The 16,748-nt window shown below is 53.0% G+C and carries 14 protein-coding genes; 10 read left to right on the top strand and 4 right to left on the bottom strand.

Features of this window, described 5'->3' with window-relative positions; translation table 11 throughout:
- Positions 1-226 precede the first annotated feature (226 nt).
- The 6 genes from H6G13_RS21940 (at position 227) to H6G13_RS21915 (ending at position 7,001) form a co-directional block, all read left to right on the top strand.
- Complete coding sequence (locus H6G13_RS21940) at positions 227-709, top strand: molybdenum cofactor biosynthesis protein MoaE (RefSeq protein ID WP_190486789.1); 483 nt, start codon at positions 227-229, stop codon at positions 707-709.
- Positions 710-764: 55 nt separating this feature from the next.
- Entirely contained in the window at positions 765-1,358 is a 594-nt protein-coding gene (locus H6G13_RS21935; RefSeq protein ID WP_190486787.1) for a Uma2 family endonuclease, read from the top strand.
- Between the two features lie 52 nt (positions 1,359-1,410).
- A complete protein-coding gene (locus H6G13_RS21930) occupies positions 1,411-2,091 on the top strand; it encodes a Uma2 family endonuclease (RefSeq protein WP_190486785.1) in 681 nt (226 codons plus the stop codon).
- A 224-nt stretch (positions 2,092-2,315) separates the two neighbouring features.
- A complete protein-coding gene (locus H6G13_RS21925) occupies positions 2,316-2,732 on the top strand; it encodes a hypothetical protein (protein WP_190486783.1) in 417 nt (138 codons plus the stop codon).
- Positions 2,733-2,839: 107 nt separating this feature from the next.
- The gene (locus H6G13_RS21920; RefSeq protein WP_190486781.1) at positions 2,840-6,163 is read left to right on the top strand and encodes a DEAD/DEAH box helicase; all 3,324 of its coding nucleotides are present in this window, start codon (positions 2,840-2,842) and stop codon (positions 6,161-6,163) included.
- Positions 6,164-6,167: 4 nt separating this feature from the next.
- Positions 6,168-7,001, top strand: coding sequence for an SWIM zinc finger family protein (locus H6G13_RS21915; protein WP_190486779.1), 834 nt, complete (start codon positions 6,168-6,170; stop codon positions 6,999-7,001).
- Positions 7,002-7,096: 95 nt separating this feature from the next.
- On the opposite strand, the gene H6G13_RS21910 is transcribed toward H6G13_RS21915, so the two are convergent.
- Complete coding sequence (locus H6G13_RS21910; RefSeq protein WP_206756538.1) at positions 7,097-8,524, bottom strand: hypothetical protein; 1,428 nt, start codon at positions 8,522-8,524, stop codon at positions 7,097-7,099.
- Between the two features lie 209 nt (positions 8,525-8,733).
- Positions 8,734-9,357: a TetR/AcrR family transcriptional regulator gene (locus H6G13_RS21905; RefSeq protein ID WP_190486775.1), complete on the bottom strand. Its 624-nt coding sequence runs from the start codon at positions 9,355-9,357 to the stop codon at positions 8,734-8,736.
- Positions 9,358-9,459: 102 nt separating this feature from the next.
- On the opposite strand from H6G13_RS21905, the gene H6G13_RS21900 reads away from it, so the two are divergent.
- The 3 genes from H6G13_RS21900 (at position 9,460) to H6G13_RS21890 (ending at position 12,075) form a co-directional block, all read left to right on the top strand.
- Positions 9,460-10,806, top strand: a complete 1,347-nt coding sequence (locus H6G13_RS21900) for a lactonase family protein (protein ID WP_242028454.1) — start codon at positions 9,460-9,462, stop codon at positions 10,804-10,806.
- A 9-nt stretch (positions 10,807-10,815) separates the two neighbouring features.
- Positions 10,816-11,418 carry a cytochrome P460 family protein gene (locus H6G13_RS21895; protein ID WP_190486773.1) on the top strand — a complete coding sequence of 201 codons (603 nt, stop codon included), beginning with the start codon at positions 10,816-10,818 and terminating at the stop codon, positions 11,416-11,418.
- 87 nt (positions 11,419-11,505) lie between these two features.
- Positions 11,506-12,075: a type 1 glutamine amidotransferase domain-containing protein gene (locus H6G13_RS21890; RefSeq protein ID WP_190486770.1), complete on the top strand. Its 570-nt coding sequence runs from the start codon at positions 11,506-11,508 to the stop codon at positions 12,073-12,075.
- A gap of 94 nt (positions 12,076-12,169) precedes the next feature.
- On the opposite strand, the gene H6G13_RS21885 is transcribed toward H6G13_RS21890, so the two are convergent.
- Positions 12,170-13,183, bottom strand: coding sequence for a response regulator (locus H6G13_RS21885; protein ID WP_242028471.1), 1,014 nt, complete (start codon positions 13,181-13,183; stop codon positions 12,170-12,172).
- Positions 13,184-13,712: 529 nt separating this feature from the next.
- On the opposite strand from H6G13_RS21885, the gene H6G13_RS21880 reads away from it, so the two are divergent.
- Positions 13,713-16,121, top strand: coding sequence for a GAF domain-containing hybrid sensor histidine kinase/response regulator (locus tag H6G13_RS21880; protein ID WP_206756537.1), 2,409 nt, complete (start codon positions 13,713-13,715; stop codon positions 16,119-16,121).
- A 54-nt stretch (positions 16,122-16,175) separates the two neighbouring features.
- On the opposite strand, the gene H6G13_RS21875 is transcribed toward H6G13_RS21880, so the two are convergent.
- Entirely contained in the window at positions 16,176-16,529 is a 354-nt protein-coding gene (locus H6G13_RS21875) for a hypothetical protein (protein WP_190486765.1), read from the bottom strand.
- Between the last annotated feature and the right edge of the window lie 219 nt (positions 16,530-16,748).

Genomic DNA, 16,748 nt, shown 5'->3' with positions numbered 1-16,748 from the left:
CCTGCGCTCTGTGCCCAGGCTTTCACCTGGCACAATAGTCTTAACCAGTTGTGACATATTTTGTCCGGATCTGCCCATAGGCTCGCTCACTGGCTGTAGACATTGGGCTGGGCTGTAAGGAATGGGGTTTTGGGGTGTCAGAGGGTGCAGGCCCCTGCGCCCTCACCAGAGGTTTTGGATTTGGTGAGTGCACCTGTGTCTTGTCGTTCAACCTGAGTTTTTGGCTATGCCTTCTGTCGTTCCCGCTTCGACTTCAACTGCTGCTGACGATCTCCGCATTACCTTTGCGCCGCTCTCGCTCGATCAGGCCTATGCGCTGGCCGATGCGCCGCAGAACGGAGCTGTCGTAGTCATGAGCGGCATGGTACGAGACAACACAGACGGCCAGCCTGTGGTTGCCCTGGAATATCAGGCTTACGAACCGATGGCGCTAGCGGTGTTTAAGCAGATTGCGGCAGAGATTCGGCAGACCTGGCCCGATGTCAGCCGAGTGGTGATTCACCATCGCACCGGCAGATTAGTAGTCGGGGAGATCAGTGTGCTGGTGGCGGTAGGCTGCCCCCACCGCTCGGAGGCGTTTGCGGCCTGCAAATATGCGATCGACACGCTTAAGCACAACGCTCCCATATGGAAAAAGGAGCACTGGGCCGATGGTTCTACGAGCTGGGTCAGCATTGGGGCCTGCGAGGAACCTGGGCAGGGGTGTTAATGGGGCGAAGGGAGTGAGGTAGAACAGAGAGAGCGCCTGTGCAGCGAGGTAATTTATGACCCTAGCAACAGCTCCCCCAAGCACTGATCAACGCATCGTTTTGGCAGGCCGCACCTGGGAGCAATTTAAGCTAATCCAGAAAGGCTTTGAGGACTCGCCTGGTGTTCGGCTGGCCTATTTTGACGGCACGATTGAGATTCTTATACCCGGACGTGAACACGAAGTCTTTAAGGGGATTATTGCCCTATTGATGGGTGTTTTCTTTGAGGAGAAGGACATTGAGTTTGAGCCGACTGGAGCGATGACTCAGGAGCAGGAAGGGGTCGTGTCAGCTCAGGCGGATGAGTCTTACTGCATTGGCACGTCTAAACCGACTCCGGATCTGTCTATTGAAGTCGTCTTTACTAGTGGCGGTCGAGCTAAGCTGCAGCGGTACCAAGCCTTGGGGGTACCTGAGGTGTGGTTTTGGCAGGATGGGGTATCTACACTCTATCGTCTGCGGCAGGCGGGGTATGAGCTGATTGAGCGCAGTGAGATTTCGCAACTGGCAACGCTCGATCTGGAACTGCTGGGTCGGTGTGTGCTGATGGGTGAGACGTCTAGGCTAGAAGCTATCCGCGAATTTCGTAAGGCCATTAGCAAAGGGTAGGCAATTTAGGCTCAGTTTTGATGGGTGTAGACGTTTTCAAAAGAGGTTTGGCATGGTGAAACCTTCTCAACTCCTAACAATTCCGCCTTTGGAAAACGGCGATCGCTTGAACCGCTACGAATTTGAGCGGCGCTACGATGCAATGACCCATCTGAAGAAAGCGGAGCTAATCGAAGGAATTGTCTACATGCCTGCTGCTTTGCGTTTCAAGAGCCACGGCCAACCCCACAGTAGGATGCTAGCCTGGTTGGGAATTTATGAAGCAATGACGCCTTCTGTAGCAGTTGGGGATGCGCCAACCGTGAGGCTAGACTTGGACAACGAACCGCAGCCAGATGCAGTGCTGCTGATTGATGAGGCTGCGGGAGGGCAGAGCCGACTTAGCGAGGATGACTACATTGAAGGGCCTCCAGAACTGGTGGTTGAAATTGCGGCCAGTAGCGTAGCAATTGACCTACATGCGAAGAAGCAAGCCTATCGTCGTAATGGCGTGAAGGAATACATTGTCTGGCAGGTGCTCGACCAGAAGCTGAGCTGGTTTTACTTGGAGCAGGGCGAATATCGGGAACTGTCGGCAGACCCAGATCGGATTTTACGCAGCCGAATTTTTCCGGGACTTTGGCTGGCAGTGGAGGCGCTGCTAGCCGAAGATATGCGGCAGGTGTTGGCGGTTGTCCAGGCAGGGGTGCAGTCTGCTGAGCATGGTGACTTTGTCCAGAAGTTGAGTGTCTAGGAGAGGTAAGGGAGGTGGGGAGGATAAGGACGATAAGGAGAAACTTAGGCTCCTCTCCCTCACCAGCCCCATCTCCCCTACCCTCTCCGTGCCTCCGTCTCTACTCAATCAGCAGGTGTTTAGTCACCATCCGCATCCACAAAACCCTCCTAGCGAAGCAGTACAGAGCCCTCCTCATATAGCGCTTATGTGGTTAGGCTATAGGCAATTTACGCCTCATCGCCATGAACAACCCCGACATTTCCGCTGAAGACAATCGCTTGACCACCCCAGGCGATGCTAATGAAACGGGCAGACAGTTCAACCTCAGCCAGGTCAGTAGTCAGCTCACCCATCAGATCAACGACTTGCTAGGCGCTGCAGAAGAACCCAATCCCACCCTGAGAAACCTGCTAACTCAGCTTCAGCAAGCCATCGAAGCCGAACCCGATCTCAGTGATGCTCAAAAAGCCCAAGCTCTATTAGATGTAGCTGAACTGGCAACGGCAGGGCAGGCAATCGATCAGGCACACATGCAGCAGTTGGCGAAGCACTCCATCAAAGCGCTGCAAAATATCACCTCGCCACTCCCAGAGAGTGCGAGTCTGATCGTTGCTTGTCAAGATTTGCTGCCCCAGCTAACAGATATTTTTGAGTTGTGAGAGAGGGGGAGTGCGATCGCACCTTTAGGATAATTAGCTGCATTGCCCCTCAAAAAAATTGGTAGGCTAAAACTCAATAACAGCGGTATCAGGGCGTTTTCTGAACCATGCAAATTCTCCACGGGACCTGGATTCCCCAAGCAGGGGAAGATTTTGTGCAGCAGGGAGCCTTTTACCTATGGGTAGAAACGACTGAGCACAAGCGGTTTCGCCAGCCCAGCCAGCGCCACCCGCGCCAGCTTGTAGCAGAAGACCTGGCCGAGATGTTGACTCAGGAACTGGGTATTCAGCCGCTGGGCCGTCACCCGCTTAAAGACGTTATTTCGCCGCAATACTTTTTGCTGCCCACGGTTGACGGTCAACCCCTGCCGTCTCTAGAGCTGTCTCGCTACCTAGAAGAAGAGCCGCCCGACACCTTTGAGTTTCAGTACTGGCAGGTAGACTGCTACCCAACGGTTGGGCCTGCGAAACGAGGTGGACTGGTCAATACCGTCATTCCCCTGCTCAACGATCTGCACTTTTTAGCGCTGCACAACCTGGCCGAAATTCAGCTCGGCATAGACCTGCTGTTTTGGTTTCACTTCACCCAGGGCCTAAAGCGGATTATTGTCAGGGACCAGTATATTCCGGCTCTACGGTATCGGGAGCTGGGGAAGGTAGAAGGTAAGCAGGCAGAGAGTAAGAAGGGGAAGCCGGGGAGCAAGGGAACTGGGGGGCGGGCAAGCCGGAGTGCGGCTGCTGCGGGACAAAAGAAGGCGGCGGCAACGGGAAAGAAGCGAGCGGCGGCTAGTCAAACGATTGAGGTCGAGGCGAAGCCGGTAGGGGGCAAGTTTGAGATTTATCCGGGTTGGGAGTTTATCGGGGCGGATTACGAAGATCTGATACAGCAGTCGCTGGAGTACATGCCGTTGGCCTGTGCAGCGGGCTTTGCAGAAGTGCCAGAAACGCCTCAGTTTTACGATCGCAACTCCCTCCTGCGCCACTTTGCCGAATGCCTGCTGACCGAGATTGTCACCCATGCCCCTATTACCCAGGCGTATGAGAAGACCATTGCAGAGTCTCTGATCCACGATTGTTTAAGCCCAGGCGGCAAAGCTTGGGGGTCGGCAGCGAGGCTAGAGCAGTACCGGCAGTGGCAGGCGTGGCGCGATCGCATCTCCCGCACCCAGACCGACCAAGCGTTTTACCTCTGCTTTCAGCTGCGAGATCCGGCCACACCCGAAGATGCTTGGGAGCTTCAGTTTCAAGTGGCCGCTAAGCAAGACCCCTCCCTGCGGGTAGCGCTAGAAGACTATTGGCGAATGCGGGCCGAGCAGCGTCAGCATGTGCAGGCTCACATGGGGCAAGACTTTGAGCAACAGCTCTTGCTGAACCTGGGTTATGCCGCCCGGATCTACTCAGACCTGTGGCGCGGGCTAGAAACCGACGAACCTGTAGGCATTTTTCTGAATCTGGAGGCAGCCTTTGGTTTTCTCAAAGAGGCGGCCTGGGTGCTAGAAGATGCCGGATACAAGGTGGTCGTTCCGGCCTGGTGGACTCCCCAGGGCAGGCAGCGGGCCAAGGTGCGGCTGCGCGCTAAGGGCAAGTCCCTCAGCGGCGGCGAGGATAAGGCCAAGTCCTACTTCTCATTGGATCGGCTGGTGGAGTATCAGTATGACCTGGCCATCGGCGGCGAACCCGTTAGCGAGCAGGAGTGGCACCAGCTAGTCAACGCCAAAACGCCCCTAGTTCAGTTTCGGGGCCAGTGGATGGAGCTAGACCAAGACAAAATGAAGCAAATGCTCGAGTTTTGGCAGGCCCAGCAGCAAGAAAACCCAGAGCTAAGCCTGCTCGACTTCATGAAGCTAACGGCAGGAGAAGACGACAGCCTAGAAATCGATGTGGATCGAGACAACAGTCTGGCCGATATGCTGGCTAAGCTAGGCGACAAAAACCGACTCCAGCCTATCGACAATCCTCAAACCCTAGCAGGCCAGCTGCGCGAGTACCAAAAGCGAGGCGTCTCCTGGCTGCAGTATCTAGAGCAGCTGGGTTTAAACGGCTGTCTGGCCGACGACATGGGCCTAGGCAAAACCATCCAGGTAATCGCCCGCCTATTGCAAGAGCGAGAAGCCCTGGAAGAGCCGGGTCAGCCTGCCAAAATTCCGCCGACGCTGCTGATCGCTCCGACTTCGGTGGTGGGCAACTGGGCCAGAGAAATTCAGAAGTTCGCCCCCAACCTCAAAGCGGCTGTGCACCACGGCAGCGAACGGGCCAAAGATGCCAAAACCTTCAAGCAGATCTGCCGCGACCACGACGTGCTGATCACCTCCTTTGCCCTGGCCCGCAAAGATGCCAAGCTGCTGAACGATATTCAGTGGCACCGCATCGTGCTGGATGAAGCCCAGAACATCAAAAACCCCAAAGCCGCCCTGACCAAATCCATCCTGAAGCTAGAGGCTCCCCATCGGCTGGCCCTGACAGGCACCCCCATCGAAAACCGCCTGCTCGATCTGTGGTCGATCTTCAACTTTCTCAATCCGGGCTACCTGGGCAACCAGACCCAGTTTCGCCGCAGCTTTGAGCTACCTATCCAGAAAAGCGGCGACCCGCGCCAGTCAACTACTCTGAAAAAGCTGGTGGAACCGTTTATTCTACGACGGGTGAAAACCGACCAGTCCATCATCAAAGACCTGCCCGATAAGGTTGAGCAAAAGCTGTACTGCAACCTCACCAAGGAACAGGCATCGCTCTACGAAGCGGTAGTCAAAGATGTTGAGGAGCAGATCCTGCAAACCGAGGGCATTCAGCGCAAGGGCCTGATTTTGGCTACCCTCACCAAGCTGAAGCAGGTGTGCAACCACCCCATGCAGTTTTTGCAGGACGGCAGCGAGTTTACCCCCGAGCGATCGCACAAGCTCACCCGCCTCAGTGAAATGGTCGAAGAGGCCGTGGAAGAAGGCGAAAGCCTGCTGATTTTCACCCAGTTCCGAGAGCTGGGGGATGCTTTGGAAAAGTATCTGCGCCACACCTGTCGCCGCAACACCTACTACCTGCACGGCGGCACCACCCAGCCCAAACGGGAGCAGATGATCCGCGAATTTCAAGACCCCGAAACTGAGCCTTCGATCTTTGTGCTGTCCCTAAAAGCGGGGGGTGTAGGCATTACCCTGACCAAAGCTAACCACGTCTTCCACTTCGATCGCTGGTGGAACCCGGCCGTTGAAGACCAGGCTACCGACCGAGCCTTCCGCATCGGCCAGCAGAAGAATGTCTTTGTCCACAAGTTCGTTGCTGTGGGGACGCTGGAGGAACGCATTGACGAGATGATTGAGGACAAGAAAAAGCTAGCAGGAGCCATCGTTGGAGCTGATGAATCTTGGCTGACTGAGTTGGATAACGACGCCTTTAGGCAACTCATCGCGCTTAACAAGAGCGCCATTATGGAGTGAACCCATGAGCAAATTCAGCCGTACTTGGTGGGGCCTGAAATTTATTGAAGCAATGGAAGAACTTTCTGACTCAGGCCGCTTAAGCCGGGGCCGATCCTACGCCAATAACGGCAAGGTCAGCCACTTTGAAATCCGAGACGGGTTAGTAACTGCTCAGGTCAAAGGTTCCGTCAATCCCTATTATGGGGTTTACAAAGAGCCGCTCTACAGCACCACAATTGAGTTTCAGCCAATCAGTAAGGCGAAGTGGGGAGTTGCGATCGCACTCATTGCCTCGAAAGCCAGCCTAATCTCCCGCCTGCTGCTCAACGAAATTCCCGACAACATCGAAGACTCCTTTGCCACCTTGGGGCTAACGCTACTGCCCCACAGTCGCAAGGATTTCAAGGCCAATTGCTCCTGCCCCGATTGGGGCAACCCCTGCAAGCACATCGCCGGAGTTTATTACCTAGTCGCCGCCGAACTTGATCGCGACCCCTTTCTGCTGTTTGAGCTGCGGGGGCTGTCGCGAGCAGACCTGCACAAGGAACTGGCTAAATCTCCCCTAGGCCAAGCCCTCTCTGCCGAACTTCAGCTAGAGCAACGCCCGCCCCAGCCCGTTACTTCGTACTACACCCGTCTGCAAACGGCTCCAGCAGCACCCATCACCAGCCTGCGCGACTTTTGGCAGGGGGCCAAACGCCTGCCCCAAACCATGGAGCCGCTGCCCGAAACTCGTGTCTCCGGCATCGCCGTGAAAAAACAGGGCGATTACCCCGCCTTCTGGCACCGCGACAACTCTTTTTTAGAGGCGATGGAAACCCTTTACGACCAGGTCAAGAACAAAGGCCCGCTATAGCCACTGCAGCGACTTTCAGATTATTAAGCTACAGGCTGGAGTGGATAGATGAAGCAAGCAGAGATAGCTATCAAAACCCCAATGAGACAAACTTGCTAGTCATCTGAAAGGTCATAAAGATAGCTGGCCCCCTGACGTTCGGAATAGGTAATCACCTGCGGCTGATTGGGGACAAAAATGGAGAGCTGCCCTCGCAGTTGGTCAACCGGGTTGCCGAAGCGGTCGTAAACATTCAAAACATCCTCCCCAAACGATGAGGTAACAAAGTGTTGACCATCAGCACTGTAAGTCCCTCTGCCGCCCTCATACTGACCCACCCATTCACCAGAAAGCCTGTAGAGATAGCTGGTATTTTCAGTGGTTGTGAGTAGATGCTGCCCATCAGGGCTAAAGTCGCTAAACCATCCCTGAAACTGAGCGACTTCGCTGCCGTTTAAGTCAAAGAGGCAGCTGTTTCCATCGGCACAGAAGTTCGTCAAGATTCCTTGGCCGTCTGGGCTGAAGCCTGCAAATTCCCCTGAGAACTGGGCAACTAATCTGCCAGAGAAGTCATAAAGGCGGCTGATGTTGCCCCCGTAACTGTGGGTAATTAGGTGTTGGTCATCCAGACCAAGGGCTCTAAATTGGCCTTCTAGCTGAGCAGTTTGCTGACCAGAACGATCATAAAGGTAAGTGTTGCTATTAAATGTGATCAGGTGCTGCTGATCTCGGCTAACGCTAATTAGAGATCCTCGAAGCTGTGCCACCTCATTACCTGCTCGGCTGTAGAGATAACCCATTTCCTCTTCTAGCCCCCAAGGGTGGGTTGCCACATACTGATCCTCTAAAACAAAGACAGGGCGATCCCCTCGCAGCGATCCCTTTTCTAGACGAATCAGTTGGCCGCTAACCGTGTTGTACACGTGGCTAATCTGGTCACTACTGTTGGTAGCTACAACTTGTCCATCGGTGCTGAGGGCAATCGTTGACCCCTGAAATTCGGCCAAAAGCTTGCCAGAGAAGTCGTAAAGCCGCCCTAAATCCTCGGGTTCTGAGTAGGTTGTCAGGCTTTGGCCGTCTGCACCAAATCCGGTAAGGTAGCCTGGCAGTATAGCTACCTGTTGGCCAGAAAGGTCGTATACACCCGTTGTGTTGGTTTCAAATGAACTGGCAACAACAAATTGCTCATCTGGGCTAAAGTCACTGAGATACCCTGCCAGTTCAGCAACCAGGTTGCCTGAGCGATCGTATAGATAGGTAGCATCCGCAGTAGAGGAGTCTGTCAACACATACTGTTGGTCGGTGCTGAGCGCGCGAACCTCCCCCTGAAACTCGGCTAAGAGGCGGCCCGACTGAGGAAGCCCAGAATTGGGGTGGTTCGCGGGGGAAATGTCCGCCGCTTCTAAATCAAATGGTGCCAGCTGGCGCTGATTGGGGGAGTCGTCAACAGGGGTAGGGAGCTTCACAGAATCGTCCTTCACTGGGCTTGCCAGCGCCACCGAAGCTCCGGCCATAGAGGCCATAAGCCCAAGTAAAGCAGCCAAACCAATTGACCTGTAGGCCATAGTGCTCAGTTTTCTTGTAGGAGGCGTGTACCCATCCCTTTATGGAAGGGTATGGAGAAGCTTGGCAGGCAGAGCTGCGGCAAAGGTGCACCTGCTGCAGCGATCTCAGCAGTATAGCGGTTGCCGTTTATCCTGCTGTGCGGATTTCACACAAATTAAGTAACCCTGGTCGCTTTAGATCGCGTAGGCTACTGAACGACTCCGTAGCGGGCTAAAAACGTTTCTACGGCGTTCTCAATCACCGTCTCAACTTCCTGCTCGCTCACCTGCAGGTCCATAATCAGAAATCGGGGCCAGAAGATGATGTCGTTGATCATGCCGAGGAACTGGCGGGTTGCGATCGCAACCTCCCCAACCGCCAACTGCCCTGCCTCATTCTGAGCCTCTAGGTAAACGTTCAGCCGCTTCAGAAAAGGCTCCTTGCCCCGGTAATACAGCTCAGTGCCCAACTCGGGAAACCGGGGAGCCTCCGCGATAATGACCCGAAACAGGGCTTGAATGGTTGGACTCATCAGCAGCTGAGCATATTCTTGACCGATGGCTGTCAGAGCATCACGCGACGGCAAGTCCGTAGAGATGGGCCTCGCGCTAATCTGGTCTGTGCGCCAAACCTGCGCCATAATGCCGCCAAACAGATCGGCCTTGCTAGGAAAGTGCTTGTATAGCGTGGCGGTCGAAACTTCGGCCTGCTGAGCTACGTAGTCGATTGTGGTGCGATCGTAGCCCAGCTCTAAAAAGGCATTTAGCGCTGCCTTGAGGATGGCTTCTTGCTTTTGGCGGCTGACTTCAGCTCGGTAGCGGGCAAGTCCCATGGTAAAACGATAGTTTTATTTTACTTATACTTCTTCCATCATACGGCCAACAGCATTGCTGAGCTGTTATGGTAAAACGAGTGTTTCACTTTACGGAGCGTAATGATGTATCAACGTCTGTTCGTCCTTGGTTTGTTGGCAGCCACAGTCGTGCCTGCAGTCGCAGTTGCTCAGACGCCGGATCGGGCAGCCCCCTTTGACTTTCGAGGCCGCTACCTGATTTCGGTATCCGATGCCGATATGCTTGCATCGGCTTACATAGATGGCAGTCTTGGCCCACGAGAAGGACGAGATGCCCTCAGCGTGATTCCTCTAGGAGGTCATGTCAGAGATTTGCAAGCCTATGAAACGGAGGCGAGCAACTCCGTCGCAGGCCCGCCTGTGGTGTTGGATACCACGCCTGACGGACGGTATGTATTTGTCGTTGAAACCTTTGCCCAGCGTCCAGAGGGAAACTGGGAAGACCAAACCTTCGCCGACCTGCAGCATGGTAATCGCATCAAAGTGTTTGATCTGGCTGACCCGGCTCAGCCTACCCTAGTGCAGACGTTAACCATTGCCGAGCGTCCCGACTCAGTCAGCGTCAATGCAGATGGTTCGCTGGTAGCCGTTGCCATCAATCCCCAAGGCGATGGTACAGAAACGCCTCTTGCTCTAATTCCTTTCAACAATGGCAGGTTAGGCCAGCCTATTTATCCTCCGGTATCTACCTTGCCAAGGGAACAACGGCTAATTCATGCCGAATGGCACCCTACCCAAAACGTGCTGGCACTGGTCAACGAAACCGCCGCAGAAGTCTCATTCGTGCAGGTCGCTCCTCAGAGCGGCAGCTTTGAGCTTCAGCCCTGGGGCAATACCGTGAAGATTGAAAAGGCTCCCTACATGGCCCGGTTTACCCCTGACGGTCGGCATGTGATTGTCAATAATCTCTTCTGGGGACCCGATGTAGAAGGTACCTGGTCTGAAGCACCGCGCGGCAGTGTTGTCAGCATTCGACTGGCTGCTGGCACTCAGGCAGATGGTTCGCCTCGTCATGCGCTGGTGTCGCGTGCCATGACTGGCGTCAGCCCCGAGGGGTTAGCAGTAAGTCCTAACGGCCAATACGTGGTCACTACGAACTTAGAGCGCAGCTACCTTCCCTACGGTGATGAGCGTATCACCTGGTTTGCGTCCATCAGCCTTTTCACCCTAGAGCCGCAAACCGGGCAGTTGAACCATGTTGCAGACTATCCCTTTGACGGCATTTTGCCCGAAGCTGCTGCCTTTGATGCCTCCAGCCAGTACCTTGCAGTGGTGAACTACGACCACTTTGATGATCGCGTGGAGGGTGGCTCAATTGACTTCTGGCGTATTGCCGCCGACCCGCTCAATCCGCAGCCGCAGCTAGTGCCAACACGCTACTCAATTCCGGTAACACGAGGCGCACATTCGATGGTGTTGGTGCCTTAGGAGGGAGAGATGCGGCAAAAAGGATTTACGCTGCTGGCGCTTTTCATCGCCTCAGTCACCCTGGCTATAGCGCTGACCCAAGGGCTAAACTCTTCGGAGTACGGCCTGCTACCGGTGGAAACGCCTTCTACAGACGTTGACTTGCCTGCTGACGTGAGGGCTAGCGGCAGCGATTTTGTCAGTGAAGAACGCTACGGTCGGCAGTGGGTTCACTACGGCACGGTGACCCGGAGCGATCGCAGTTTTCGAGAAATGTTCATCGCTGCTGAAAATGCCAGCCAGGTGAAAGCCGGGCAACCGCTGCCAGAGGGTACGCTAATTCTGATGGAAACCTGGCATGCGCCAGAGTCTCTCGGCACCGTCTTTATCAAGCAGAAACGGGGTGGAACTTGGGAGTACGGCTCTTTCAGCCCGGCTCAGCCAAGTTACCAGGTGAGCCTTCAAAATAGCTGTCACAGTTGCCACGCGCCCTTTCCCGAAACCGACTTTACCCTGACCAAGCCACTGCTCGAAGCAGCACTGCAGCGCCAGCAGGTGCAGGTTGCGTATTGCGATCGCGCAGGACGTAGCCCTTGCACCCCAGAATCTTACCTGCCTGGTGCTAGTCAATAGACAACCCGCTACCCAAACTAAGCCGCAAGCAGGACGGCGTTCACATGCCAACTTCTTTAGTCTAAAAGGGACGAAAAGAGATTGACTATGACCGAACAACTAAGTAATAAAAGGGTCGCCATCTTAGCAACCGACGGAGTTGAACAGGTAGAATTGACCCAGCCCAAACAGGCCCTGGAAGAAGCCGGAGCCCAAACTGCGATCATCGCGCCTAAGAGTGGCACCATTCAAGGCTGGAACCACTACGACAAGGGCGATGAAATCCCCGTAGATCTCACCCTCGACAGCGCTAATCCTGAGGATTACGACGCGCTAATTCTTCCAGGAGGAACGGTTAACCCAGACCAGCTACGAACCCAGGAAAAGGCTGTTCAGTTTGTGAAGGCTTTCTTCCAAGCCGGTAAGCCGGTTGCAGCCATCTGTCACGGTCCTTGGACACTGGTTGAAGCCGATGTTGTCAGGGGCCGCACTATGACCTCCTGGCCCTCTCTAAAAACAGATTTGCAAAATGCTGGCGCGAACTGGGTAGATCAGGAAGTCGTGGTTGACCGGGGCCTGGTTACCAGCCGCAACCCTCAAGATATCCCTGCCTTCAACAAAAAAGTCATTGAGGAAATTGCAGAGGGACGTCATGCAGAGCAGCGTCTCTCCGCTTAACAATAGATAGCGCCTGACCTGTTAGGGGTAGATTCGATGATGGAGTTCGCTTTAAATGGCGCAACTATGGCTTTGCTATTCAAGGCAATCTCCATCATTTGGTCAGGCTTCGCACCGTTCCCTCAAAGTAGAGTAAGTTGCCGTCGGCTTCTTGAACGACGCGAATGGTTTCTGAGATCCAAAGGATGCTGCCGTCTTTTCGATAGATCTGAGATTCAAACTCTCGAACCACCTGATGTTGACGCAGTTCAGCCATGAGCTGTTCTCGTCGCAATGGCTCCACATAGGGGTGCTGAGCAATATTGTTGATCGCTGCTATCAGCACTTCCGGCGATTCATAGCCGTAGATCTGGGCAAGCGCTGAGTTAGCATTGATATACTGTCCGTTCACTGTTGTTTGAAAGATGCCATCAACAGCGTTTTCAAATAGGCTGCGAAATTGAGTTTCTGCTTTCTTGCGTTCTTTAATCTCGTGTTGCAATCGAACGTTTTGCTCCTCCAATCGCTTCTGCAGATTTCGAAGCTTGATCTGATGGTCAATCCGAGCCAAGACCTCTTCCAGTTGAAATGGCTTAGTAATGTAATCTACACCCCCAAGACTAAAAGCCTTGACTTTATCCAAAACAAGATTGATCGTGCTGACAAATAGCAATGGGATATCACGGGTGGCGGGGTTAGCCTTGAGCCGTTCGCACACCTCATAGCCATCCATTTCCGGCATCATAATATCTAGTAAGATTAGATCTGGTTCTAAAGACTCTGCTTCGCTTAAAGCCAGCCTACCGCCACTAACATGACAAGTTGTATATCCATGCTTGCTTAAAGCGGTAGACAATAGATGGACGTTAAGCTGAGAGTCATCCACAATTAAGATTGTCCCCTGGTTGACTGACTCCTTTGGCCTAAATCCAAGCAGCCAAAAAATTTGCTGCTCTGTTTTCTGCAAGTCTTGGCGGTATCGGGCTCCCTGGTGGCTCAGAGTTTGGTGAAATACTGCAAGGTTGTCAAGTTGCTGAACCGTTGCATTGATTTCCTCATCCTCTAAATACAAACTTTCGATCACCGAATTTAGATCGCTTAATGCATCTGCTTTAAGCCCGGCTCCCATGGCCACAACCGAGGTTAGACGGTCAAGGTTCTGATGCAGAAGCTTGCGAATGTAGTAGGCAGTAGTTACTGATAAAGGCTTTCGATTCTTAAAGGAAGCTGCCGGAGGGCCAATATTGGGGTCAGGAAACATAGAGACTACGGGGATGGCAATGCACACAGACAAATAGCTGAGAGGTTGATGAGTAGTCATCTCAAAGCGCCTCTTAGCCTAATTAGCATTCCCGTAATGGTCGTCTGATTAGCGCTGGGCTGGCGTTGGCTGGATGTTAATCAATTTTTACAATGAGATAGTGGGCAGCTATGGCTCGGTTTATGACAAGGCGTTCACAGCTTGTGCTCCTCCAACATCCCTATTTACAGCTACACAGTTTTTGATTTCAACGATTCTGGGCACTCTTTACGGATGAAGCGGTTTTATAGCAGGGTGCCTGGAAAAGGCCCCTAGCTGTGACTTGAGACCCCGAGCCCACAACTATGGGTCTCTTCAGATGAAGCTGCCTCGTCAGATTGTGTTACGGGTAACTTGTATGAACCTCTCTACCAGGAACAAGATAGCAGCGGGTCTAACCACAGCGTTGCTGCTCCTAATTGCTATGGCGGGGGCATCCTGCTGGAACCTTGCAACTAGCCCTCAAATCCTGATGCTAGTTGTTGCGGCTAGCAGCGTATCTGCAGTTCTGGTAATCATTCGAGATGTCACCAATCGTAAGCAAATTGAGACCACACTACGAGAAAGTGAAACTGTCATTCGAGAGCTGTATGAGGTCACAATTGCTCAGTCTCTTAGCGCTGAAGAGCGTTTCCAGCAGCTCTTAGGCATAGGCTGCCGTCATTTTGGTCTTGACTTTGGAGTTTTGGCTCACATTGAGGACAATCGTTATGAAGTTATCAGCGTTCAAACGCCTGACAATTCGATTGCTCCTAATGATGTTTTTGATGTCAAGCAAACGTATTGCGTAGAAACCTTAAAATCTTCAGAGCCTGTTGACATCGTTCATGCTAATCAATCAGCGTGGTGCTTTCATCCCTGTTATGCTGCCCTGCAAATAGAGAGCTATATCGGCAGCCGTCTTTGGGTGAATGGAAAAATCTACGGGACGCTTTGTTTTTACAGTCGAACTCCCCGCCGGGCTCCTTTCAAAGCTTTTGATCGAGAACTGCTCAGGCTCATGGCGCAGTGGTGTGGCGGCGAAATTGAACGGCAGCAGGTGAATCTTGCGCTTCAGCAACAGCTTCATCAGGCGTTTGACCAGAATATTGCGCTTGAGCAAGCGAGACGAGAGGCCGAAACCGCCAATCGGGCTAAAAGCGCCTTTTTAGCAATGATGAGCCATGAGATTCGTACCCCGATGAATGGCGTAGTGGGTATGACAGAGCTGTTGTTAGATACCCCTTTAACAGCACAGCAGCAAGATTTTGTAGAAACTATTTGCAACAGCAGCGAAGCACTGCTAACTATCATCAATGATATTCTCGATTTCTCAAAAATTGAATCTGGCAAACTGGAGCTAGAAGCACAGCCGCTTAATTTAGGGAGATGTGTGAAAGAGGCGATTGATTTGTTGGCTCCTCAAGCGGCTGCCAAAGGGCTAGAGTTAGCCTATCTTGTTGAGGGGTATATACCTAACACCGTTGTTGGGGATGTGACTCGTCTTCGCCAAATTTTAGTCAATCTCCTGAACAACGCAGTCAAGTTTACTCAGTCTGGAGAAGTTGTTGTAACGGCGACAGCGCAGCAGCTAAAGACTGAAGCGGTTGCGAATCGATCAAGGCTAGGCACAGAAGCTGAAGGACTTTACGAAATTCAGTTTGCGGTACGAGACACCGGAATTGGCATTCCGAGCGATCGCCATGACCAGCTATTTAAAGCATTTAGCCAGGTTAATGTGTCAGTCACGCGGGAGTATGGAGGAACAGGATTAGGATTGGCTATCAGCAGCCGATTAAGTGAGCTGATGGGGGGGCACATGTGGATGGAAAGTCAAGCAGACCAGGGGTCTACCTTTTATTTCACTTTCGTTGCGCGTGCTATTGCTGACGCTACGAGTTGCCCACCTGAGCGAGCAGCGCAAATACCTGTTTTAGCCCAAACTCTGCCGCTTAAAATCCTGCTGGCAGAAGACCATATCGTCAACCAAAAAATGCTGCTGCTGTTGCTGCTGAGGATGGGCTACCACGCGGATTTAGCAACAAATGGGTTAGAAGTGCTAACAGCGCTGCACCATCAGCCTTATGATGTTGTGCTGATGGATGTACAAATGCCCAAAATGGATGGATTAACTGCGGCTCAGCACATCTGTCAGGGGTGGAGCGCAGAAACCCGGCCCCGCATTATTGCGATCACTGCCAATGCAATGCAGGGCGATCGCGAACAGTGTTTGGCAGCCGGGATGGATGACTACATCAGCAAACCCATTCGTAGAGAAGAGCTGATAGCTGCCCTCAGGCGTTGTTCTCCACTGAATATTGCTGCCTCAGAAAGGTCTGCTATTGCTTCAACTTCAGATCTCGCTTCCAGCCCTGAAGTTGAAGCAACGGAAAAAGGTGTTTTAGACCCGGAGTCGTTGGATCAGCTCCGGCACTTGGCGGGTGACTCTGCACCCGAGTTTCTTGTAGAAGCAATCGACTGTTATTTAGATGAGGCACCAAAGCTGTTGCAGGCAATTCGGTCTTCATCTGTTGCTCAAGACACTGCTACCTTTCGGCGGTCGGCCCATACGCTTAAATCAGGAAGCGCGACGGTAGGTGCAACTGTGCTGGCTCAGCTGTGCGAGCAGCTTGAGCATAGGTCACAAGGGCAGCCACTCGCAGCAGAGAATGACCTTTCACGGCTTGAAGGCGAGTATGCCAAAGTGCAGTCTGCTCTGCACAAGGTACGTCAAGAGGCCCTGATGCTTTTGGTAAGCACTAGGGCCGAGCTAGTAAGTCAAGGCTGAGGGAGCGCGTGCCAGTTCCAAAAGGAAACCATATCAGCGGCGTTTGCGTTTGCCCTACTTGTCACCAGGAGTGAAGTTATCGACTAGCTCTTTTAACCCCTCAACCAAGCCACCTTGATCTGCGTTTTGGTCTGGGCTTTCCTGGCGATATTTCCTTAAGCTCTCCTGAATCTCTTTGCTTTCACCTCTAGGAGGGTCAACTACTTTTAGGGACTCGTCATAAATTTTTCCCTGCTTGTCAGGGGCGGCGTGCTCCTGGGTTGGAGCCACTGACGGATCTGCTTTGATTGCATACGCTGGTTGGTTAGCAGCCATTAACCAGCTCATTAAGCTGACTAAACAAACTAACAATAGCGATCGCAAACCGCCATTCAAAAATCGCCCAGCAAAAAGGGTCAGGTGCTTCATAAAAACTCCTTGGGTGAAGAGAGACACGATTAGGTAATCGTAAGGTTGCTAGTCAGGAGTGAATACCAGACTTGAACTGTATGTTACGAAACCGAATGCTGCGAGCGCTCTACCCTCAGGCACATTCTAAGAACTGGCCTCCCTGACTGATGAGGGGTGCTCAGATAGGGTTGATTGCTGACTGCGAGCACAGAGGCTAGGGCCGCTGTGCAGCTAGAA

The sequence above is a fragment of the Pseudanabaena sp. FACHB-2040 genome, from assembly GCF_014696715.1.
In the GTDB taxonomy this organism is placed as follows: domain Bacteria; phylum Cyanobacteriota; class Cyanobacteriia; order Phormidesmidales; family Phormidesmidaceae; genus JACVSF01.
Note: the sequence above shows the minus strand (reverse complement) of the source record. Positions and strands in the feature narration are given on the sequence as shown.